We start from the raw sequence: 21313 nt of genomic DNA on the forward strand, positions 1-21313 counted from the left end.
CCTCCCCGCGCCCGTCGGCGAGCGGCCGGCGTCCCTGGCGACGGCGGCGCGGCTCTCCCCGGCGATCACGCGCCTGGCGGCCCCCGCCCTGGCATCAAGCGTATACGACACACGCCGCCTCCCGGAATGCCGCGGATCGCGGGACACCCAGTTCGCCAGCCCCGCCTCGGACGGATGGCCCGGCACCGCGATCGTCCTCCTCAACGACATGCCATCCCGGAAATACAGATCGACCGCCCCGCGACGCTGCTCCTCGCCATACCTATCGGACTCCAATCCAGACACCCACGCGTCCAACCTTTCGACCGCACCCCCAAGGTCACGTCATGCACAGTCTCGTCCTGAAACGTCACGGCATGCACAGCCCTTGTTTCGAAATGTCACGGCATGCACAGCGCTGAGCTCTGGTCGGGGAGAGTCGTATGCGATGGGCTTCGCTCGCTTCATTGGGTATGCCGTGGGCGGGATGTACCTCCCCTGCTGGCAAGCATGATCGTACTTAAGTTAGGTGTACCTCAGCTAGGGAAGATCATCTCAACGGTCGTCTATGACGCATGGCGTCATGCCGCGTCATGCCGCGCTCACGGTGAGCTGCGTCATGGCGTGTGCTGGAGAAAGGTAGCCAATCCGCCCGGTGACGGGCTGCTGGCGTCCATTCTTGCCACTTGCGGGTAGTCAGAATGGATGCTGATGGACGGTGAAAAGAGCCACACAACGGCAAGGGCCGCGCCCTCGGACGTGGGGACGCGGCCCTTGCCAGCCGTTGACGTGGCCAACCGGCACGTGGCCGTCAGGCGGCCTTCGGCTTCTTGGCCGGCGGCTCGCCGAGCTCGCTCGAGGCGACGGTCACCTCGGCGGCCTCGGACTCGCCTTCGCCGGAGGCGGCACCGGCCACCTCGAGTTCGATCGTGCCGGTGACGCGGCCGGCCTCGGCCAGGTCGGCCATCGCGGCGCGGATCGCCTCCGCCACGGCCTCATCGGACACCGACAGTGTCACCGCGAGGATCGGGGTCTTCATCGAGACCTTGGCCGTGGACTTGATGCCGCGCAGCGCAGCCAGCGCCGCGCCGGCGTGGTCGAGCAGGGCGGCGTCCGCGCCGTCCGCGGCCGCCTCGTACAGCGCGGCCGACGGCCAGGCGGCGCGGTGCACGGAGCCCTCGCCCGCGTGCATCCAGCCCCAGACCTCCTCGGTGGCGTACGGCAGGTACGGCGCGAGCAGACGGGCGAAGGCGTCCAGGCCCAGGCCCAGCGCGGTGCGCGCGGAGGTGACGGCCTCCTCGGACGGCGCCGCGCCGGTGGCGTCGGCGGTGCCGTAGGCGCGGTTCTTCACCAGCTCGATGTAGTCGTCGCAGAACTGCCAGAAGAAGGTCTCGATGGCCTCCAGCGCCTTGGAATGCTCGTAGGCCTCCAGCGCGGCGGTCGCCTCGCGCACCACAGCGGCCATGCGGGCCATCACGGCGCGGTCGAGCGGCTCGGTCACGCGGGCCGGATCCCATTCGGCGGAAGCCGCCGCACCCACGTGATGGTGCTCGTCCTCGCGGCCGATGGCCAGCGCGAACTTCGTGGCGTTAAGCAGCTTGATCGCCAGGCGGCGGCCGATCTTCATCTGGCCCTCGTCATAGGTGGCGTCCAGGCCCAGGCGGGCGGCCGCGGCCCAGTAGCGCACCGCGTCGGCGCCGAACTTCTCGATCGGCTCGTTGGGCACCACGACGTTGCCCTTGGACTTCGACATCTTCTTGTGGTCGGGGTCCAGGATCCAGCCGGAGAGCGTGGCGTGCGCCCACGGCAGGCAGTGGTTCTCCAGATGCGCGCGGTCCACGGTGCTGAACAGCCAGGTGCGGATGATGTCCTGGCCCTGCGGGCGCAGGTCCATCGGGAAGGTCGAGGCGAACAGCGCCTTCGAGACCTCGTCCGGCTCCTCCCAGTGCGTCACGATCTGCGGGGTGAGCGAGGAGGTCGCCCACGTGTCCATGATGTCCTTCTCGGCCGTGAAACCGCCGGGCACGTCGCGCTGGTCCGCCGTGTAGCCGGCCGGCACGTCGATGGTCGGGTCAATCGGCAGACGGTCCTCGCTCGGCGTGATCGGGTGGTCGTAGTCCGGGGTGCCATCGGCCTTCACCGGGTACCACAGCGGGAACGGCACGCCGAAGAAGCGCTGGCGGGAGATGAGCCAGTCGCCGTTGAGGCCGTGCACCCAGTTCTCGTAGCGCACGCGCATGAAGTCGGGGTGGAAGTTGAGCTCCTTGCCGCGCGAAATCAGCTCCGCGTTCAAAGCCGGATCGGTGCCGCCGTTCTTGAGGTACCACTGGCGCGAGGTGACGATCTCTAGGGGCTTGTCGCCCTTCTCGTAGAAGTTCGTCATACGCCTGGTGGGCGTCGGCTCGCCGTCCAGGTCGCCGGACTCGCGCAGCTTGTCCACGATCACCTTGCGAGCCGAGAACGTGGTCTTGCCGGCGGTCTCGGCGAACACCTCGCGGCCGGCCGGATCGGTGATCCAGTCCGGGGTGTCCATCACGATGCGGCCGTTGCGCTGGATGATCGAGCGGGTCGGCAGCTTGAGGTCGCGCCACCACTCGACGTCGGTCACGTCGCCGAAGGTGCAGCACATCGCGATGCCGGCGCCCTTGTCCATCTCGGCGGCCGGATGGGCCAGGATCGGTACCTTGACGTGGAACAGCGGCGAGTAGACCTCCTTGCCGAAGAACGGCTTGTATCGCTCGTCCTCCGGATTGGCGATCAGCGAGGTGCAGGCGGCCAGCAGCTCCGGGCGGGTCGTCTCGATGTAGATCGGGGTGCCGTCCTCGAAGCGGAACGCCACCTTGTGGTAGAAGCCGGGGTATTCGCGGCTTTCCAGCTCCGCCTGGGCGACAGCCGTCTGGAAGGTCACGTCCCACAGGCCCGGCGCCTCCTGCTGGTAGGCCTCGCCGCGGGCGAGGTTGCGCAGGAACGCCTTCTGCGCCACGCGGCGCGGATGCTCGCCGATGGTGTGGTAGGTCTGCGTCCAGTCGATGGACAGGCCGAGCCGGCGCCACAGCGCCTCGAACAGCTTCTCGTCCTGGGCGGTGAGCCGCTCGCACAGCTCGATGAAGTTCTGGCGGCTGATCGGCGCCTGGTCCTTGGCGTCGATCTTCTTGCCGTCGGTGCCCTCGAACGGCGGCTTGAAGTCCGGGTCGTACGGCAGCGAGACGTCCACGCGCACGCCGTAGTAGTTCTGCACGCGGCGCTCGGTGGGCAGGCCGTTGTCATCCCAACCCATCGGGTAGAACACGTCGAAGCCCTGCATGCGCTTGAAGCGGGCGATGATGTCGGTGTGCGTGTAGGAGAACACGTGGCCGACGTGCAGCGAGCCGGAGACGGTGGGTGGCGGGGTGTCGATCGAGTACACGGCCTTGCGGTCGCGCGTGTTGCGGAAGGCATAGGTGCCGTCCTCGTCCCAGACGGCGCGCCACTTGTCCTCGAGCCCGTCCACGCCGACCTTGTCGGGCAGCGGCGTGAGGTTCGCGGTGATGGTGTTGGAATCAGTCATACGTGCGAGTCTATGCACGTTGTGTGACAAGGGGTGCGGGCCGTCCAGGCCGCCGCCGACACCCGCCGCCGAGCTCCGCCATCAAGCCCCGCCGCCCCGGCCCGCCGCCTGTCTCCGTCACCGCTTGGCGATGCCGGCCAGCGGCAGCCAGCGGTCGGCCATGTTCGCCGACCCGACCCCGGAGACGCCCTTCGCGGTGGCGACGGTGGTGGCGGGCACGTACAGCCAGTTCGCCGCACCCTCCTGCGTGAGCGTGCGCGCGTAGGCCTTGAGCCCGTCCTGCCACGCCTGATCGCTGGTCGCGGCCATCGCCTGGTGGTACTGCTCCTGCGCCGCCGAGCTGGTCGCATGCCCGGGATTGTCCGACGTGGAGAAGGCGTAGGCGTCGTCCGCGCCGTCCGACTGCGAGAGCGCCATCTCGAAGCTGCGCTCGTCCAGCCGCTGCCGGAACGCCGCGTCGTCGAGCACATCCACCTGCACCGGCCGGGCGACCGTCTCGCGCAGCTGCGCGCCCACCGCGTCCGCCGTGGCCTTGAGCGCCGTGGGGGCGATGAGCCGCAGCGTGCCCACATAGTTGGGGTTGTAGAAGTACGTGATCAGCCGGTGCACCGTGTCCGGATCGTAGGGCATGAGCCCGGTCAGGTCCTCGTAGCCGTCGTCCAGCGGGCCGAAGACGCCGCCCAGCGGCTTCGACGCGCCCGGCACGCTCTGCACCAGCGCCGCTTTGTCGACCGCCTGCTGCAGGCCCTGGCGCACGCGGATGATCGAGGTGATGGCGTCCGCGTCGTAGTTGTAGTACAGGAACACCGAGCCGGCGCCCATGCCCTGGGTGACGGTCGCACCCTCGACGGCGCGGAACGGGGCCGGGTCGGCGCCGGCGGACGGCACCGCCAGGTCGGGGGCGGCCCCGTCCCCGCCGGCCATCGCCTTGGCGAGGGCCGCGTCGTCGTCGAACAGGCGGACGGTGATGGTGGCGGTCGCGCCCGGAGTGCCGCTGTGGGCGGGGTTGCGGGCGAGGACGACCTGCCGGCCGGGGTCGAAGGACCGCACTGCGTACGGTCCGGTTCCCACGGCTTCGGTCGCGTAGTCGAGGGACGTCTTGTCGCTGGGATAGACGATGCCGAGGCGGCCGGCGAGCACGCGGGGCAGCGCCGGATTCGGGGACCTGAGCGTGATGGTGAGGGTCGTGGCGTCGGGGGCGTCCACCGAGGCGAGGTCACCGAGCCGGTCGTGGTCAGGCCACTGGTGCTTGACCGCCTGCTGGATCGACCACACGGCGTCGGAGGCGGTCATCCGCGCGCCCTCGCCCCGCCCGTCGGCGCCGGCGAAACGGGCGTCGCCGCGCAGGTGGAAGGTGTAGGTCAGGCCGTCGTCGGAGGCTTGCCAGCTGGTGGCCAGGCCCGGCGTGAGCTTGTTGTCATGGTCATGGCCGACGAGCGTCTCGTACACGTTGCCCATGAGCAGCTGCTCCAGCGTGCGGGCGTCGTCGCCGGTGGCGGTGCGGATGTCCAGCGATCGCGGGGCGCCGGTCACGCCCACCGTCAGCGTGGTGTTGTCGGACGGGACGCCGGGCAGGTGTGCGTCGACCAGCCGGCCGGAGCGCCATGCCCAGACCCCCCACACCGCCGCGCCGAGCACCGCCGCCACGACGACGAAGACGATCCATTGGACGACGGGGTTCTGCTTGCGTTCCCTATGCTGCATGCGGCCCAGTGTAGGCATACGCGCGGTCCTCCTCCTATGCGGCGGACGGGCAGCTGTCCGCCAGGGGGCATGTGCCGCAGGCCGGTTTGCGCGCATGGCAGGTGGACCGGCCGAACAGGATGAGCCGGTGGCTCAGGTCCGTCCATTCCTCGGGAGGGAAGCATGCCGTGATCTCCCGCTCGACCTTCGCGGGGTCGGGGTGGGCGTCGCGCCAGTCGGCGCGCCAGCGCAGGCGGCCGGTCACGCGCAGCACATGGGTGTCCACGGGGAAACCGGGGATACCGAAGGCGTTGCCCAGCACCACGTTCGCGGTTTTGCGCCCCACGCCGGGCAGGGCGGTGAGCCCGTCCATCGTCGCCGGCACCACGCCGCCGTGGTCGGCCTCCAATTGTGCGGCGAGCGCGATGATGTTGCGGGATTTCGCATGGTAGAAGCCCAGCGGGCGGATGATTTCCTCCACTTCCTCCAGGCGGGCGCGGCCCAGCGTGGCGGCGTCGGGGAAGCGGTCGAACAGCTCGGGGGTCACGGTGTTCACGCGGCGGTCGGTGGTCTGGGCGGACAGCACGGTGGCGACCAGCAGCTGGAACGGGTCGGCGAAGTCAAGCGCGCAGGCCGGCGCGGGGATCAGCTCGCACAGGATGGCGTATTCCTCGTGCATCCTGGCCAGTCTGGCCCGCTTCGTCTCCCTGGCCATCGCCGCCTCCTTTCGTCTTCGCCGCCTCGCCGCCTCCTCGACCGTTCGATGCCGCCGCTCAGGCGTCCGCCGCGGCATGGCCGGCCCCGGCGCCGCGGCGGATCTTGCCGGCGTTCGCCTTGGCGGAGGACTCGTCCTTCTCCTCGCCCGGCGGGTCGAAGCGGTAGCCGACGTTGCGCACGGTGCCGATGAGATGCTCGTACTCGCCGCCGAACTTCGCGCGCAGGCGGCGGATGTGCACGTCCACGGTGCGGGTGCCGCCGTAGTAGTCGTAGCCCCACACCTCCTGGAGCAGCTGCGCGCGCGTGAACACGCGCCCCGGATGCTGCATGAGGTACTTGAGCAGCTCGAACTCCTTGTACGCCAGGTCGATCGGGCGGCCGTGCAGGGAGGCGGTGTAGCCGTTGGTGTCCACCACCAGGTCGCCGGAGCGCAGCAGGCCGTCCTCGGACTCGGCGCCGGAGTCGCCGGACATGCCGCCGGCGTCCGCGGCGGAGGAGGCTGGCGTGGCGCCGCGCTCGGCGGCGAGGCGCAGCCGGCCCTCCACCTCGGCGGGGCTAGCCGTCGCCACGATGACGTCGGCGACGCCCCACTGCGCGTTGACGACGGTGAAGCCGCCCTCGGTGAGGATGAGCAGGATCGGAATGGACAGGCCGCTGGCGTGGATGAGATTGCACAGCGTTTTGGCTGTGGCCAGGTCGTCGCGGGCGTCGAGCAGCAGAATGGTGTTCTCCGGCATCTTCACCAGGCTGGCCGCGTCCATCGGCAGCACGCGCACACGGTGGGAGAGCAGCGCCAGCGAGGGCAGCACGGTCGCGGGGTCCTTGGAGAACGTCATCAAAGTCAGATCCGTCACGCTTGTTCCCCCTGTGTATCGCTGTCACCGTGCTGAAACCTGCGGTTTGCTGTCATTCTACGGTGGTGCGGCGGACACATCTCACGCCGGTGCCCGCAATGCGGGCGGTGTGGGTGCGCGGGTACGATAGGGAGGCGAATCGATCGGGCCGGACGGCGTAGGGAGCGGATATGGGGCATAGGGTGCGCAACGGACTGCTGGCGCAGGCCGTGTGGTACGTGGGCATGGTCGTGCTGTCGCTGGTCTTCCCGTCCTCCACGGAAGCCGGGGTCGGCATCGGCTACGTGCCGATGGCGATGATGATCCTGCTCGTGCTCGGCCGGTACTGGCCGTTGCGCACCGGCGACGCCGGCCGCGTCATCGCCGTGGCGTTCGGCGTGCTGTCGATGCTGGCCGCCTCGCGGCTGGTCACGCTGCTGCCGGTGACGCCCGACGGCAAGCCGTGGATCGGCTGGGCGCTGGTCGCCGGCGTGCTGCTCGTGCTGCTCACCATCGTCTCCTTTGGCCGGCAGATGGCGCGCGAGGACCGCAACCACCTCATCCGGTCCCTGTCCCACGGCGTGATCGCCGGCACCGCCTGCATCGCGGCCTTCGGCTGGACTTTCCTGCCGGCGCTGCTGGGCTATGCCACGGCCGGTCACGCCGCGGCGTGGGTGGCGCTCGCCGTCATCGCCGCGCTGGCCGTGGCGATGGGCTTGGCCTCCGTGTTCTGGATGCGCGAGGTCGACGCCGGCCCCGACGCCAGCCTGCCGGAATACGGCGTCGCGCTGCTGCCGGTGATGCTGCTCGGCGTCGCCGTGCCCGCCGCGCTGATGCTGGTGGCCCCGTTCCTCGGCTGAGCCGCCGGCGGCGCCGATATGACGAAGGCCGCGCCCCGCATTGCGGGACGCGGCCTTGCCTGTGGTCGGCGGACCTCAGCGAGGACCCGGGGTCACTTCGCCTCGGAGGCGGCGAGACGCTCGCGGGCGGCGACGATCTCGGCCTCGGCCTTGGCGGCGTTGGTCCAGTAATCGCCGGGGAGGACCTCCTTGCCCGGCTCCAGGGCCTTGTACTGCTCGAAGAAGTGCTTGATCTCCGCCTTGTGGAACTCGGAGACGTCGTCGATGTCCTTGATGTCGTCGTAGCGCACGTCGGCGGGCACGCACAGCACCTTGTCGTCGCCGCCGGCCTCGTCCACCATGTGGTACAGGCCCACGGCGCGGCACTCGACCACGCAGCCGGGGAACACGGAGATCGGCAGCATCACCAGGGCGTCGAGCGGATCGCCGTCCTCGCCCAGCGTGCCCTCGATGTAGCCGTAGTCATCCGGGTAGCCCATCGAAGTGAACAGCGTGCGGTCCAGGAACACGCGGCCGGTCTCGTGGTCGACCTCGTACTTGTTGCGCGAACCGCGGGGGATCTCAACCACCACGTTGAAGGTTTCTGCCATGGTCTTCTCCTTCGGAAGGACGGACGGATAATCCGGCTCCCACGATACCCCCACCCGAGGCCGGCCGGTGATGGCGCGACGGATGTCCGCGCCGTACCATGAACCCGTATCTACCTCGAAGGGGAATGAATGAGGTGAGCGCCATATGTCCGCCAATATGTCCGTCAATCAATGGCCCGGGTCGGACTCATCGCCATCCGAACGATCCGGTGACAGTGGATGGCGGCCCCCGGCCCTGGGGATAGTGTTGGCCGGCCATCTGTTGGTGACGATCGTTGAAAGATTCCCGGTCTCCCTCGCCGTGCTTGCCGTCGGCGCATGGGTGGTGCCGTTCGATGCCGTGCGATTCGGCACGCTGTGCCTCCTGGCGCTGGTCGTCGTCGTACTCGCGGACATCTGCGAGATGCTGATGGAACGACCGTTTGCCTACAGGCAGAAGCTCAGCGGACCTACCATACCGGTGCCGGTGACTGTGCTGGAACTGGCCGTGTTCGTGCTCATCGCCTCCGTCGGAAGCTGGGTGGTTTCGCGTGACGCGCGGACGACAATCGTCTATGCCGGCTGTCTGCTGGCGGTTCGGGTCGCGGCCATGCTTGCATCGGACAAGCCCTGGCAGGCGGGCCCCAGCCAGCAGGAGAACGATCGGATCGCCGAGCAACTCCATCAGGCCACGCTGGACACCATGCGCGAGATCCGGGAAGAACGCGAAGCGAAACTCCGTGAATGGCAGCGCCGGCGCCGATAGCGCATGACGGCTGGCGTGGCGGCCGGCGTGGCGACCGCGGCAAGCCATGCGGCGAACCGTACTCTTGGGCCCGCTCAGCGTACGGTTTTCCGGCTCTTCGCATTTTTGCGTGTGTGGGTGCGTTGTTACCACCGTGTTGCCGCATGGGGGGCACCGCATGGGGACGCATGGGGGCGGCCATCGTGCGACAAACCGTACGCCTGCGGTCCGTCAGCGTACGGTTCGCCACAGAAGCGCTTCCATGCCCCCCGGAAACACCCCCCGGAAACAGCACCACCGGCAACAGCGCGCACACATGAACATGCGAAGAGCCAGGCATCAGGCGTCCCCGGGGCCGTCGGCATCCAACGGGGCGGAGTCCGTGGCCATCGCCCGGAACTCGCTCGTCGACGTGATGGCACATCAGCGGCTCGGGGATTGGCTCGTCCTCCCGCAGCTCGCCCCGGAGCACGTATTCGAGCAGAAAGCTGTCGTCCGGCTGGCGCATGAGCCGGAACCCGGCGCCGCGCACCAGGCGTCCCGCCCGGATCAGGTAGAGCGGGAACGGCGGCACCTCACCGGGCACCACATGCCAGTAGGTGCCCAGCGAACGGCCGGGATACTCCCGCGTCGCGGTGGCCACGTCATCGGGGACGGGGGTCGCCGCGGCAGGGGGCGGGGACGGGATTCCCCGGGCCCGCCCCCTGCCGGCGGGACGGCGGAAGTACGCGCCCCGCCCATCTCGCGCTCAGTCCTGGCGGCGGGCCTGCGGGTCGTTCCAGAAGTCGTGGACCACGTGGAACACGTGCGCCACGTCGGCCCAGGGGGCCAGCGAGACGAAGTTGTCCCAGCTCCACGCGAAGTCACGGCCGGTGAGCTCGTCGCGCATATGCGCGCCCCACTTGGGGTCCACCTCGAACTCGGGCATCTCGAAATGCACCATCGCCTGGTGGGCGTTGTGGCAGTCGAGGTTCACCACCACGACCAGCGTCTCCGGCTTGCCGCTCGCGGTCAGCGCGCTCGGCGTGTGGCGGGCGAAGGCCACGATGTTCGGGTCGCTGGTCTCGAGCACATGCACGTTGTGGTAGCTGAACACCTCCGGGTACGTGCGGCGGATGCGGTTGAGGGAGGTGAGCAGCTCGGCGATGCCGAACTCGTCCGTGCGCGACCAGTCGCGCACCTTCACCTCGTACTTCTCGTTGTCGATCTGCTCCTCGAAGCCGGGGCGCTGGCGGTTCTCGATGAGCTCGTAGCCGTTGTAGATGCCCCAGCTCGGGCTTCCCATCGCGGCCAGCACCGCGCGCACCGCGTGGCCGGCGATGCCGTTGTCGCGCAGGTAGGCGGTGAGGATGTCCGGCGTGGTGGGCCAGAACGTGTTGTGCTGGTAGTAGCCGTCGTCGCAGTTCGTGGTGTGCAGGTACTCCTCGAGCTCCTCCTTGGTGTTGCGCCACGGGAAGTAGCAGTGCGACTGCGTGAAGCCCACGTAGCTCAGCGCGCGCATCATGCCCGGGCGGGTGAAGGCCTCGGCCAGGAACAGCACCTCCGGGTGCCGCTTGGTGACCGCGGCGATCACGTCCTGCCAGAAGCGCACCGGCTTGGTGTGCGGATTGTCGACGCGGAAGATCGTCACGCCCGCCCCGATCCACAGCTCGAGGATGCGCTCGACCTCCTTCTCGATGCCCGGCATGTCTATGTTGAAGTCGATTGGATAGATGTCCTGGTACTTCTTCGGCGGGTTCTCCGCGAACGCGATCGTGCCGTCCGGCTTGGTGCGGAACCAGTCCGGATGCTGCTTGACCCACGGGTGGTCCGGGGAGCACTGCAACGCGAAGTCGAGCGCGACCTCCAGGCCCAGCTCGTGCGCCTTGGCGCACAGGGCCTTGAAGTCGTCCATCGTGCCGAGCTTGGGATCCACCGTGTCATGCCCGCCGAGCTCGGAGCCGATGCCGAAGGGGGAGCCGGGGTCGTCCGGGCCGGCCGTCAGCGCGTTGTTGCGGCCCTTGCGGTTGGTGGTGCCGATCGGGAAGATCGGCGGCAGATAGACGATGTCGAAGCCCTCGGCCTTGGCGCGATCCAGGCCGGAGACGGCGGTTTTGAGCGTGCCCTGCACGATCTTGCCGGTGGCCTGGTCGTAGTAGGCGCCCTCGGAGCGCGGGAAGAACTGGTACCACGCGGCGAAGCTGGAGCCCGGGCGCTCCACCTTGAAGCGCTGCGGCGCGGAGGGGGAGATGCCGTCGCGCAGCGGATGCGTGCGGTGCAGCTCGGCCACCGCGTCGGACGTGGCGGCGGCGAGGCGCTGCTTGGGGGGCAGCGTGCGGTCGGCCATCGTGTGCGCGGCCTGGAGCAGCGTCTTCTTCTGCGCGGCCTTGAGCCCGGCGTCCGGCGTCTCGGCCCAGCGGGCGAGCAGCGCGGCGCCGGTGGTCAGCGCGTTCTCCGTGTCGTCGTCCACCTCGACCTTGATCGTGGCGTCATGCAGCCAGGAGACGTAGATGTCCTCCCAGCCTTCGATGGTCACGCTCCATTCGCCCAGCTGGCGCTTGACATGCGCGAAGTCCGGCTCCCACGGCTTGACGTCGGAGCGCTCGCCGCAGCGGACCATCGCGGTCCAGCGGTCGAGGCCCGGGTTCACGCAGGTCATCGGCACGCGCAGCGTCTCGCGGCCGCGCGGATTGCGCACCACGGCGGTGGCGCCCACCTTGGTGCGCCCCTCGATGAACACCTGGGCCGTGAGCTCGAAGGCCTCGCCCAGCTCCACGCGCGGCGGGTAGATGCCCTGGTCCTCGCACGGGGTGATGTCCATCACGTTCACGCGGCCGAACTGCTCCGGGCCGCTCACCGCGATGGAGGGCGCGGCCGGCTCGCCGCCCGGGAACTCGGCCGCCACTTTGGCGGCCTCGGCCTTGGCGGCGCGGGCTTTGGCCGCGGCCGTGCGGCCGGAGCGGCCGGTCTGCCTGGTCCTGGTGGTTGCGGCGTCCTTGGCCGCGGTCGTGCGGGCGCTGTGCTCCCGCGTGGTCTTGGTGGCCGCCTGCGCGGTGGTCGTCTTCGACACGGTCTCCTCCTTAGCGAGGCTGATTGCTTTGTCTTCGATTGCTTGGTCAGGCACACGACCATTGTAGAAGCTCCGTTCGCGCCGGCTGTGAACGCGATGCCCATGGCACTTGACGTCGCGGCGTTGTGGATGCGCGATCGGTGAGCGCGACGGTTGTGGACAACCCATCGTCCGCCGCCCGCGGGGCCGGTGGATGCGACGGGCCGCGGCCGCGGCATGGTGGACGGACGGGGTGCGTTCCGGCGGATTGTGGACGGCCGGGGCGCCGCCGGCCGTCCCCGAGCCGCCGCGACACGCCCGGAGGGGAGGATCCGACCACAATGCCCGCCCCGGCTTCCGCCACGCCGGGCCGCTCTGGGAGGCTCGGGACCAAGGCCGGGCGGATGGGCCGCCGGGCCGGGCAAGGAAGGACGGGACGATGAGGTCTTCGCACACCAGGCCCGCGCGATGGGGCGCGGGCGGCATCATCCGCACGCTGACGGCGGCGGCGCTGGCGGTCGGCATGGCGATGGCCGTGCCATCGGCGGCATGGGCCGCCGGCGGCACGCTGCTCGAACACGAGGACGGCACCTACGTGTGGTACGTGGACGGGTTCTACGGCGCCATCTCGAGGATGCCGGACGGCCGCCTCGCCTACTGCATGGAGCTGGGCGAGACGAGCTCGCTGTCCTATGCGGACAGCCATCCGCTGGACGACTCCATGGCGGCGCGCCAGCTGGCCTGGCTTATGGAGCGGTATCAGTCCAGCCATGACGCGCTGACGCATGCCGCCATCGCCTCGCTCATCCACGAGAAGATCGACCTGCGCCCGCAGCGGTGGCCCGAACGCTACGCGAAGGTCGTGGAGCGCAATCCCGGGATGCCGGCGCGCATGGAGGAGCTGCGCGCCGAGATGGAGCGGTACGCGCCGCAGGGCATCGAGGTGACGAACGAGTACACCGAGGGGCTGCGCGCCGGCCGCGTGGGCGTGCGGGTGCGCAACGCGGCCGGAGGCGCCGCCCCCGGCACCGCGTTCACCGTGACGCTGGACGGACCCGCCGAGTTCGAGTCCGGCGGCAAGACGGCGTCGCGCACCTCCGAGGGCGGCACGCTCTGGCTGCCGTGGAAGGCCACCGGCGCGCAAGGCCAGGTGCGGGCCTCCGCCGTCTTCGAGCACGGCACGCTGCTGCGGCTGGACAGCACCCAGGACCTCGTCATCATCGGCGGCACGGCCAAGGCCCGCGGCGAGGACGAGGTGTTCCCGGCGCGCAAGCACTTCACGCCCGCCGTGGCCACCGAGGTCGCCGCGCGGCGGATCGACCCGGGCGAGCCGGTCGAGGACCGGGTCACCTCCGGCGTGGCCGGCGGGGACTGGGTGCCCGGTCTGGAGCTCACCGCCAGCGGCTACTACTTCACCGGCATCCAGGCTGACGAGATCGGCGAACCCGTGGTCCCGGGCAAAGGCGAGACCATCGGGCATTTCCTCGACGGGCTCAAGGAGCGCGGCTTCAAACCCGCGGCCCACGCCACCGCCTCGTTCACCGGCCCCGGCCAGAGCGTGACGGCCCGCGCCACCGTCGGCCCGGACGGCGGCGAGGCGTACCGCGCCCGCTCCGGCGACGACTTCGGCACCTGGGTGTGGGCCTTCGAAACCGGCCGGCAGAGCGAGAAGGCGCGCGACTATGTGGTGGCGGACGCCATTAGCCCCTTCCTCGAGGTCGCCGAGACCAGCGTGACGCGCCGGACGCTGCGGGTGGAATCCACCGTCACCGAGCATGCCGCGCAGATCGGCAGCGAGCTGAGCGACACCATCACCGTGCGGGGCTTCCCCGCCGACCACGGCGAGTTCCCCGGCGACGAGGCGCTCGGCCTCGGCGCGGACGAACCCTACGCCCAGGTGAGCGTGTGGTGGGCCGGCGACCCGGAGAACCCCGCCAACGACGCCGCCTACGAGCCCACCGGCGCGGAACCGCCCGCCGAGGACGCCAACCACCGCAGGATCGGCACCTGGGATTACCCGGCCGCCAACGGCACGTACCGCGTGGGCGCCGGCGCGCCGGACGCGCACGGCGACCCGGTGCGCATCGCCGCCGAGGACCACGGCTGGTACGTGTTCGTCTGGAGCTTCGCCGGCGACGACCGCGTGCAGCCCGCCGCCAGCCGCTACGACGACCTGTGGGAGCACACCCGCGTGACCATCGAGGAGCCGCCGGAGGAGACGCCGCCGGAGGAGACGCCGCCCGCCGAGCCGCCGGCCGAGGAGCCGCCGCTGCCGTCGACCGGCGCGCGCGTGGCCGGCGCCGTCCTGGCCTGCGTCGGCCTGCTCGCGACCGGCTTGTTCGCCCTCGCCGCCGCCAAACGCCGCTCCTGACGCGGGACCGCGGCGGAGGGCTTGACCCTCCGCCGTGGCCGGGCGGACGACACGCCGAGGGGTTGACGGATATGTGGATGCGGCTATGTTAGATAGAGCTGTCCGATGCGGACGTGCCGACGCGGGGTGGAGCAGCTCGGTAGCTCGCTGGGCTCATAACCCAGAGGTCCATGGTTCAAATCCATGCCCCGCTACCAATGGGAATGGGAATCGCTGAACGAGCGGTTCCCATTTCTTGTATCCGGCGAAATCCGGACTGCGCCGGACATGGCCACGGAAACGAGCTGTCTGGGAGGGCGTGCGATGCCAATCAAGATCCCCGCGGGGCTGCCGGCCCGCGACATCCTCGACTCCGAGCGCATCTTCGCGCTGGAGAAGCCCGAGGCAGAGCGCCAGCGCGTGCGCCCGCTCAAGCTGGTCATCCTCAACCTCATGCCCAAGAAGATCGAGACGGAGACGCAGCTGCTGCGCCTCATCTCCAAAAGCCCGCTGCAGGTGGAGATCGACTTCATGAAGGTCTCCACGCACGAGGCCACGCACGTCTCCGCCGACCACCTCGTCAAGTTCTACGAGACCCCCGACGCCTTCGCGGGCAACTATTACGACGGCTTCGTGGTCACCGGCGCGCCCGTCGAGCACCTCGCCTTCGAGGACGTGGACTACTGGGACGAGCTCACCGGCATCCTCGACTGGGCCTCCACCCACGTGTTCTCCACGATGCACCTGTGCTGGGGCGCGATGGCCGCGCTCCACCACCGCCATGGCATCGGCAAGGTGGATCTGGAGGAGAAGCTCTTCGGCGTCTTCCCCCAGTTCCTCCAGGACGAGTACTGCTTCCTGACCAACGGCTTCGACGAGGTCTGCCTGCAGCCCCACTCCCGCCTCGCCGGCGTGGACGAGGCGGCCGTGCGCGCCGACCCCGACCTGCAGATCCTCACCTGGGGGCCGCAGTCTGGCCCCGGGCTCATCGCCACCCGCGACTTCTCCGAGGTGTTCGCGCTCGGCCACTGGGAATACGGCAAGACCACGCTCGCCGAGGAGTACGAGCGCGACATGGCCAAGGGCCTGGCCAACGTGCCCTTCCCATACAACTACTTCCCGCACGACGACCCCACGCTGGAGCCGTTGTTCTCCTGGCGCGCGCACGCCAACCTGCTGTGGCGCAACTGGCTCAACTGGGTGTACCAGACCACGCCCTACGACCTGACCGAGGTGCCCCGCCTGCGCGCCGAGAAGAAACTCGGCACCGACCGCTCCATCCGCCACGAGCCGGGCGGCCCGCGCGCCGACGGCTTCGCCCCACTCATGCGCGACGGCTACGGACTGGTGCCGGCGGGCGGCGCGCAGCCGGCGCGCGGTCGCTGAGAGCGCTCACGAAACAGACCATATTGCGACCCGCCGGTTGCCAAACCGGTCCACGGCGGTATTAAAATCCATCCTCAGTCATTCGGAGTCGAATGCCCGGACACAACACAACGGCGCGGGGGGAAATCGATTCCGCCCATGCCAAGTGCAGCCCTCGAGGCGCCCGGGCACCAGGTTCCCGTCGATGACCCAGCACGCATGCTCGTGGCCGGAGGACCCCGCCGATGGGAGGGGAATCCGATCCGTTCCCGTAACACAACGCGCAGGGGCGTTGGCATAGACTGGCATCTGTCCGAACAAGAAACGCAGGAGGTAGAGCATGACCGATGTGTTCGGCGCGGGGCTCGTCCTGGCAGCCAGCGGACCGGAGATACCCACCATCGACGACTTCCTGCCGCCGGAGATCCTCTTCCAGGGCACGCCGTTCGCCATGAACCGCATCGTGCTGGTGCGCGTGGTGATGACGGTGGTCATCCTGCTGGTCCTGGGGATCACCGCCGCCCGGGCCAAGCTCGTTCCCGGCCGCTGGCAGGGATTCGTCGAATGGGGCATCGAGTACGTCCGCGACAAAATCGTCTACGAGGTGATGGGCGAGGTCCGCGGCAAGCGGTACGTGCCCATGATCACGACGATGTTCTTCACGATCCTGCTGTTCAATCTGTGCGGCATCATCCCCGGTATGAACATCGCCGCCACGGCCACCGTGATGATGCCGTTGGCGTTCGCGCTGTGGACCTTCGTGCAGTACTGGCGCGCGGCGACGCGCGAGCAGGGGCTGCTCACGTTCCTCAAGCACGAGTGCGTGCCGCAGGGCGTGCCGCCCGTCATGCTCATCCTGGTCATCCCGATCCAGCTGCTCGACGTGGTGGTCATCCGCCCGCTGTCCCTGACCGTGCGACTCTTCGCCAACATGATGGCAGGCCACATCATCCTGGCGCTGTGCCTGTCGGCCACCCAGTTCTTCCTCATCGAAGCGCATAATGCGATGGCCGCGTTCGGCGCGATCACCCTGATCGCCGGATTCGTGATGACCCTGTTCGAAGCCTTCGTGGCGTACCTGCAGGCCTTCATCTTTGCCACCCTGTCCACTGTCTACATCAACCTGAGCTACCCGGAGGACTGACGCCGGGCCGCCGAGCGTGCCCCGCCCGCCCGGGCGCCGCACGCACCGGCACACCAAGTGCCATCCGCGGCACGGACGCCTGTCCGCTGCATACGGATCAACCAGAAAGGAAACAACCATGGATCTCATCACTCTCGCTGAGGTGTCCGGCAACCTGAGCGCCATTGGCTACGGCCTCGCCGCCATCGGCCCCGGCATCGGCGTGGGCATCGTCTTCGGCAAGGCCATCGAGTCCACCGCCCGCCAGCCCGAGCTGGGCGGCCGCATCCAGACCCTGATGTGGATCGGCTTCGGCGTCATCGAGTTCCTCGCCCTGCTGGGCATCGTCGCCGGCTTCCTGTTCCGCTGACCGGACCCGGTGGGAATCGCAAGAGACACCAAACCGGTACGGTACCCGGCAATCCGATGAACCAGTGAAAGGAGGCGGATATGGAGACTTTGGCTGAAACGAGCGGCATCGCGCTGTTCATTCCCAAGGTGTACGACATCGTGTGGTCCCTGATCATCCTCGTTGTCGTGGCCGTGTTCTTCTACAAGTTCTTCCTGCCCAAGTTCCAGTCCGTGTTCGACGAGCGCACCGCCAAGATCGAGGGTGGCATCGCCAAGGCCCAGAAGGACCAGGAGGCGGCCCGGGCGGCCAAGGAGCAGTACGAGGCGCAGCTGAGCAACGCGCGCGTGGAGGCGTCCAAGATCCGTGACGACGCCCGCGCCGAGGCTTCGCACATCGTGGCGGACGCCCGTTCGCGCGCCGAGTCCGAGGCCGCGCAGATCACGGCCAACGCGCAGCGTTCGCTCGCCTCGCAGCAGCAGCAGGCGCTGGTCTCGCTCAAGGGCGAGGTCGGTGCGCTGGCCACCGCTCTGGCGGGCAAGATCCTCGGCGCCAAGCTGGAGGACCCCGGCGTGCAGTCCTCGATGATCGACTCGATGATCGACGACCTGGACTCCGGCGCGAAGACGGCCGCGAAGTGACCGGCACCCAAGCGGCACAAGACATGACGAAAGGGAGGTGACCCCATGCGTGGAGAGGCATCGCGCATCGCGGACCGACAGTCGCGTGACTCGCTGGCCCCCCAGCTGCGAGACACCGGCGAGGACGCGTGGCGGATCGGCAACGAGCTGTTCACCATCACTCGCGCGTTGGACGATAGCGTGGCGCTGGAACGGGCGCTCACCGACCCGTCCCGCCCCGAGGCCGACAAGGTCGCGGTGCTGGACACGTTGCTCGGCGGCAAGGCCCATCCGATGACCAGGCGGATCATGATCGACCTGGCCGACCGGCGCTGGAGCCGCGCATCCGACATCGCCAACGCGGTGGAGGACTTCGGCGTGGACGCGATGATGTACTACGCGGACGCCACCGGCGCGACGCTCAAGGTCGCCATCGAGCTGGCCGAGCTGCATTCCGCCCTGCTCAACCTGCCGGTGGTGCGCTCGAAGCTCTACGACGCCTCGGCCACCAGCGAGGCGCGCGTCAAGCTGTTCCGCGAGCTGTTCGAGGGCAAGGGCTTGAACAAGGTCACCATGCGCCTGGCCGAGCACGCCACCTGCAACCTGCGCCGCCGCCGCTACCTGGAGACCATCCAGTGGCTGATCAACAAGTTCTCGCGCCACATGGGCGAGTCGATGGTCACCGTGACCACCGCCGCGCCGCTGAGCGAGGAGCAGATCAAGCGGCTTGTGGCGGTCTACACGGCCAAAACCGGTCACCCCGTGCACATCAACTCGGTGGTTGACCCGACCGTGCTGGGCGGCATGCGCATCCAGGTGGGCGACGAGGTCACGGACAACACCGTGGTCGCGCAGCTGCAGAACCTGCACCGCACGGTCAAGGCCACGGCCTGAGCCGCAGACGAATTTCCAAGTTTTATCCAACAGCAAGGAGTGATCATGGCAGAACTAACCATTGATCCCGCCTCGATACGCAAGGCCCTCGACGAGTTCGTCTCGTCGTACAAGCCCAGCGACACCCCCACCCAGGAGGTGGGCTATGTCGCGACGGCCGGCGACGGCATTGCGCATGTCACGGGACTGCCTGGTTGCATGGCCAATGAGCTGCTGACCTTCGAGGACGGCACGCTCGGCCTGGCGTTCAACCTTGACGCCCGCGAGATCGGCGTGGTGATCCTCGGCGATTTCGCTGGCATCGAGGAGGGCCAGGAGGTCCGTCGCACCGGCGAAGTGCTGTCCGTGCCGGTCGGCGACGGCTACCTCGGCCGTGTCGTGGACCCGCTGGGCAACCCGATCGACGGTCTGGGCGAGATCAAGAGCGAAGGCCGGCGCATCCTGGAGGCCCAGGCCCCCGACGTGATGCACCGCCATCCGGTCGACGAGCCGCTCGCCACCGGCCTCAAGGCCATCGACGCGATGACGCCGATCGGCCGCGGCCAGCGCCAGCTCATCATCGGTGACCGCCAGACCGGCAAAACCGCCATCGCGATCGACACGATCATCAACCAGAAGGCGAACTGGGAGTCCGGCGACCCGAAGAAGCAGGTGCGCTGCATCTACGTGGCCATCGGCCAGAAGGGCTCCACGATCGCCTCGGTCAAGCAGAGCCTCGAGGAATCCGGCGCCATGGAGTACACGACCATCGTCGCCTCCCCGGCCTCCGACTCCGCCGGCTTCAAGTACATCGCGCCGTACACCGGCTCGGCCATCGGCCAGCACTGGATGTACAACGGCAAGCATGTGCTCATCGTCTTCGACGACCTGTCGAAGCAGGCCGAGGCCTACCGTTCGATCTCGCTGCTGCTGCGCCGCCCGCCGGGGCGCGAGGCGTACCCGGGCGACGTCTTCTACCTGCACTCCCGTCTGCTGGAGCGCTGCGCCAAGGTCTCCGACGACCTCGGCGGCGGCTCGATGACCGGCCTGCCGATCGTCGAGACCAAGGCGAACGACGTCTCCGCGTACATCCCGACCAACGTGATCTCCATCACCGACGGCCAGATCTTCCTGCAGTCCGACCTGTTCAACGCCAACCAGCGCCCGGCCGTGGACGTGGGCATCTCTGTGTCCCGCGTGGGCGGCGCCGCGCAGACCAAGGCGCTGAAGAAGGTCTCCGGCACGCTCAAGATCTCGCTGGCGCAGTACCGCTCGCTGGAATCCTTCGCGATGTTCGCCTCTGACTTGGACGCGGCCTCGAAGGCCCAGCTGGCCCGCGGCGCCCGCCTGACCGAGCTGCTCAAGCAGCCGCAGTTCTCCCCGTACTCGATGGAGCAGGAGGTCGTGTCCGTGTGGGCCGGCACCCACGGCAAGTTCGACGATCTGGAGATCGCCGACGTGCTGCCGTTCGAGCATGGTCTGCTGGACTACCTCGCGCACAACACCACGATCCTGGACACCATCCGTGACACCGGTGACTTCACCGCTGACACCGAGGCCGCCCTGGACAAGGCCGTGGACGAGTACGCGACCACCTTCGTGACCACCGCCGGCAAGCCGCTGGTGGACAAGAAGCCGACGCCCAAGGGCGCCACTCCGGTGGAGCAGGAGACCATCGTCGCCAACGGCGAGAAGGCCCAGCCGGCCGAGCCGGGCAAGCACCCGCTGAACGGAGAGAAGAAGTAACCCATGGGATCGCAACTCGCATTGAAGAGCAGGATCGCCTCCACGAGCTCGTTGGAGAAGATCTTCAACGCCCAGGAGATGATCGCGTCCTCGCACATCGCCAAGGCCCGCAAAGTGGCCATGGACGCCAAGCCCTATTCCGATGCGATTTTCGATGCCGTCCAGGCGGTGGTGGCGCACACCCATGTCAACCACAGGATCGCGGTGGGGGACGAGACCAACCCTAGGGTCGCCGTTCTCGCCCTCACCGCGGACCGCGGCATGGCCGGCGCCTACACGTCGTCGATCATCCGCGAGACCGAGGATCTTCTCGCCCGCCTCGACGCGAAGGGCAAGCAGCCCGAGCTCTACGTGTACGGCCGCCGTGGCGTGACGTACTACAAGTACCGCAACCGCGCCATCGCGGACACGTGGGAGGGTGACACCGACAAGCCGGGCGTCGAAATCGCCGAGGCCATCTCCAAGGCATTGATCGATGCCTACATGACGCCGGCCGACCAGGGCGGCGTCTCCGAGCTGTACATCGTGTACACCGAGTTCATCAACATGGTGAGTCAGAAGGTGCGCGTGCTGCGCATGCTCCCGGTGGAGATCGTCACCCCGGAGGTGGAGGACGAAGGCCCGATCAACGCCGAGGACGCGCCCCTGGCACGCCCGCTGTACTCCTTCGAGCCCAGCGTGGATGTGGTGCTTGACGCCATCCTGCCCAAGTACATCCAGTCCCGTATCCACGAATGCCTCCTCGAGGCAGCCGCGTCGGAGACTGCGAGCCGGCAGAACGCCATGCACACGGCCACCGAAAACGCACGCAACCTGATCGACGATCTGACGCGCAAGCTCAACTCCTCGCGCCAGGCCGCGATCACCCAGGAACTTACCGAAATCATCGGCAGCGCCGACGCGCTGAACACAAAGGAAGAGTAGGA

General features: G+C 68.6%; 16 protein-coding genes, 1 tRNA gene and 1 pseudogene. 11 read left to right on the top strand and 7 right to left on the bottom strand.

Annotated features, from left to right (window positions below; genetic code table 11):
- From H7U32_RS07135 to H7U32_RS07155, 5 genes and pseudogenes are all read right to left on the bottom strand, one after another.
- Positions 1-285 (bottom strand): annotated as a pseudogene (locus H7U32_RS07135) (hypothetical protein); the annotation flags it as partial.
- A gap of 505 nt (positions 286-790) precedes the next feature.
- Complete coding sequence (valS, locus tag H7U32_RS07140; protein ID WP_204469352.1) at positions 791-3526, bottom strand: valine--tRNA ligase; 2736 nt, start codon at positions 3524-3526, stop codon at positions 791-793.
- 117 nt (positions 3527-3643) lie between these two features.
- A complete protein-coding gene (locus tag H7U32_RS07145) occupies positions 3644-5230 on the bottom strand; it encodes an ABC transporter substrate-binding protein (RefSeq protein WP_204469354.1) in 1587 nt (528 codons plus the stop codon).
- A gap of 34 nt (positions 5231-5264) precedes the next feature.
- On the bottom strand, positions 5265-5924 hold the full coding sequence (gene nth / locus H7U32_RS07150) for an endonuclease III (RefSeq protein ID WP_204469356.1): 660 nt from the start codon (positions 5922-5924) through the stop codon (positions 5265-5267).
- A gap of 58 nt (positions 5925-5982) precedes the next feature.
- Positions 5983-6780, bottom strand: a complete 798-nt coding sequence (locus H7U32_RS07155; protein ID WP_204469357.1) for a winged helix-turn-helix transcriptional regulator — start codon at positions 6778-6780, stop codon at positions 5983-5985.
- 170 nt (positions 6781-6950) lie between these two features.
- On the opposite strand from H7U32_RS07155, the gene H7U32_RS07160 reads away from it, so the two are divergent.
- Positions 6951-7619 carry a hypothetical protein gene (locus tag H7U32_RS07160; RefSeq protein ID WP_204469359.1) on the top strand — a complete coding sequence of 223 codons (669 nt, stop codon included), beginning with the start codon at positions 6951-6953 and terminating at the stop codon, positions 7617-7619.
- 92 nt (positions 7620-7711) lie between these two features.
- On the opposite strand, the gene H7U32_RS07165 is transcribed toward H7U32_RS07160, so the two are convergent.
- Complete coding sequence (locus tag H7U32_RS07165; protein WP_204469361.1) at positions 7712-8209, bottom strand: inorganic diphosphatase; 498 nt, start codon at positions 8207-8209, stop codon at positions 7712-7714.
- Positions 8210-8474: 265 nt separating this feature from the next.
- Here H7U32_RS07165 and H7U32_RS07170 point away from each other — a divergent pair, with 265 nt between their 5' ends.
- On the top strand, positions 8475-8954 hold the full coding sequence (locus H7U32_RS07170; protein ID WP_204469364.1) for a hypothetical protein: 480 nt from the start codon (positions 8475-8477) through the stop codon (positions 8952-8954).
- A gap of 727 nt (positions 8955-9681) precedes the next feature.
- Here H7U32_RS07170 and H7U32_RS07175 read toward each other — a convergent pair.
- Positions 9682-11982: an alpha-1,4-glucan--maltose-1-phosphate maltosyltransferase gene (locus tag H7U32_RS07175; protein WP_204469409.1), complete on the bottom strand. Its 2301-nt coding sequence runs from the start codon at positions 11980-11982 to the stop codon at positions 9682-9684.
- Between the two features lie 418 nt (positions 11983-12400).
- On the opposite strand from H7U32_RS07175, the gene H7U32_RS07180 reads away from it, so the two are divergent.
- The 9 genes from H7U32_RS07180 (at position 12401) to H7U32_RS07220 (ending at position 21311) form a co-directional block, all read left to right on the top strand.
- Positions 12401-14332 carry a cell surface protein gene (locus tag H7U32_RS07180; protein WP_204469365.1) on the top strand — a complete coding sequence of 644 codons (1932 nt, stop codon included), beginning with the start codon at positions 12401-12403 and terminating at the stop codon, positions 14330-14332.
- A 120-nt stretch (positions 14333-14452) separates the two neighbouring features.
- Positions 14453-14529, top strand: a tRNA-Met gene (locus tag H7U32_RS07185).
- Between the two features lie 106 nt (positions 14530-14635).
- The gene (locus H7U32_RS07190) at positions 14636-15697 is read left to right on the top strand and encodes a homoserine O-succinyltransferase (protein ID WP_204469367.1); all 1062 of its coding nucleotides are present in this window, start codon (positions 14636-14638) and stop codon (positions 15695-15697) included.
- A 319-nt stretch (positions 15698-16016) separates the two neighbouring features.
- Positions 16017-16820 (top strand): F0F1 ATP synthase subunit A, encoded by an 804-nt coding sequence (atpB, locus tag H7U32_RS07195; RefSeq protein WP_204469369.1) that lies wholly within the window; start codon positions 16017-16019, stop codon positions 16818-16820.
- A 118-nt stretch (positions 16821-16938) separates the two neighbouring features.
- The gene (gene atpE / locus H7U32_RS07200) at positions 16939-17169 is read left to right on the top strand and encodes an ATP synthase F0 subunit C (protein WP_204469371.1); all 231 of its coding nucleotides are present in this window, start codon (positions 16939-16941) and stop codon (positions 17167-17169) included.
- An 80-nt stretch (positions 17170-17249) separates the two neighbouring features.
- Positions 17250-17789 carry a F0F1 ATP synthase subunit B gene (locus H7U32_RS07205; protein WP_204469373.1) on the top strand — a complete coding sequence of 180 codons (540 nt, stop codon included), beginning with the start codon at positions 17250-17252 and terminating at the stop codon, positions 17787-17789.
- Between the two features lie 45 nt (positions 17790-17834).
- Complete coding sequence (locus tag H7U32_RS07210; protein ID WP_204469374.1) at positions 17835-18662, top strand: F0F1 ATP synthase subunit delta; 828 nt, start codon at positions 17835-17837, stop codon at positions 18660-18662.
- 45 nt (positions 18663-18707) lie between these two features.
- Positions 18708-20387, top strand: coding sequence for a F0F1 ATP synthase subunit alpha (gene atpA / locus H7U32_RS07215; RefSeq protein ID WP_204469376.1), 1680 nt, complete (start codon positions 18708-18710; stop codon positions 20385-20387).
- Between the two features lie 3 nt (positions 20388-20390).
- Complete coding sequence (locus H7U32_RS07220) at positions 20391-21311, top strand: F0F1 ATP synthase subunit gamma (protein ID WP_204469378.1); 921 nt, start codon at positions 20391-20393, stop codon at positions 21309-21311.
- The last annotated feature ends 2 nt before the right edge of the window (positions 21312-21313 follow it).

The sequence above is a fragment of the Bifidobacterium pullorum subsp. saeculare genome (assembly GCF_016899725.1).
GTDB classification, from domain to species: domain Bacteria; phylum Actinomycetota; class Actinomycetes; order Actinomycetales; family Bifidobacteriaceae; genus Bifidobacterium; species Bifidobacterium pullorum_C.

Bases quoted from the DNA above. Each gene is read 5' to 3' on its own strand.
- H7U32_RS07220 (WP_204469378.1), top strand. From the start codon at position 20,391: ATGGGATCGCAACTCGCATTGAAGAGCAGGATCGCCTCCACGAGCTCG.
- H7U32_RS07165 (WP_204469361.1), bottom strand. From the start codon at position 8,209: ATGGCAGAAACCTTCAACGTGGTGGTTGAGATCCCCCGCGGTTCGCGC.
- atpA (WP_204469376.1), top strand. From the start codon at position 18,708: ATGGCAGAACTAACCATTGATCCCGCCTCGATACGCAAGGCCCTCGAC.
- H7U32_RS07160 (WP_204469359.1), top strand. From the start codon at position 6,951: ATGGGGCATAGGGTGCGCAACGGACTGCTGGCGCAGGCCGTGTGGTAC.
- H7U32_RS07205 (WP_204469373.1), top strand. From the start codon at position 17,250: ATGGAGACTTTGGCTGAAACGAGCGGCATCGCGCTGTTCATTCCCAAG.
- H7U32_RS07190 (WP_204469367.1), top strand. From the start codon at position 14,636: ATGCCAATCAAGATCCCCGCGGGGCTGCCGGCCCGCGACATCCTCGAC.
- H7U32_RS07145 (WP_204469354.1), bottom strand. From the start codon at position 5,230: ATGCAGCATAGGGAACGCAAGCAGAACCCCGTCGTCCAATGGATCGTC.
- H7U32_RS07210 (WP_204469374.1), top strand. From the start codon at position 17,835: ATGCGTGGAGAGGCATCGCGCATCGCGGACCGACAGTCGCGTGACTCG.
- nth (WP_204469356.1), bottom strand. From the start codon at position 5,924: ATGGCCAGGGAGACGAAGCGGGCCAGACTGGCCAGGATGCACGAGGAA.
- valS (WP_204469352.1), bottom strand. From the start codon at position 3,526: ATGACTGATTCCAACACCATCACCGCGAACCTCACGCCGCTGCCCGAC.
- H7U32_RS07180 (WP_204469365.1), top strand. From the start codon at position 12,401: ATGAGGTCTTCGCACACCAGGCCCGCGCGATGGGGCGCGGGCGGCATC.
- atpB (WP_204469369.1), top strand. From the start codon at position 16,017: ATGACCGATGTGTTCGGCGCGGGGCTCGTCCTGGCAGCCAGCGGACCG.
- atpE (WP_204469371.1), top strand. From the start codon at position 16,939: ATGGATCTCATCACTCTCGCTGAGGTGTCCGGCAACCTGAGCGCCATT.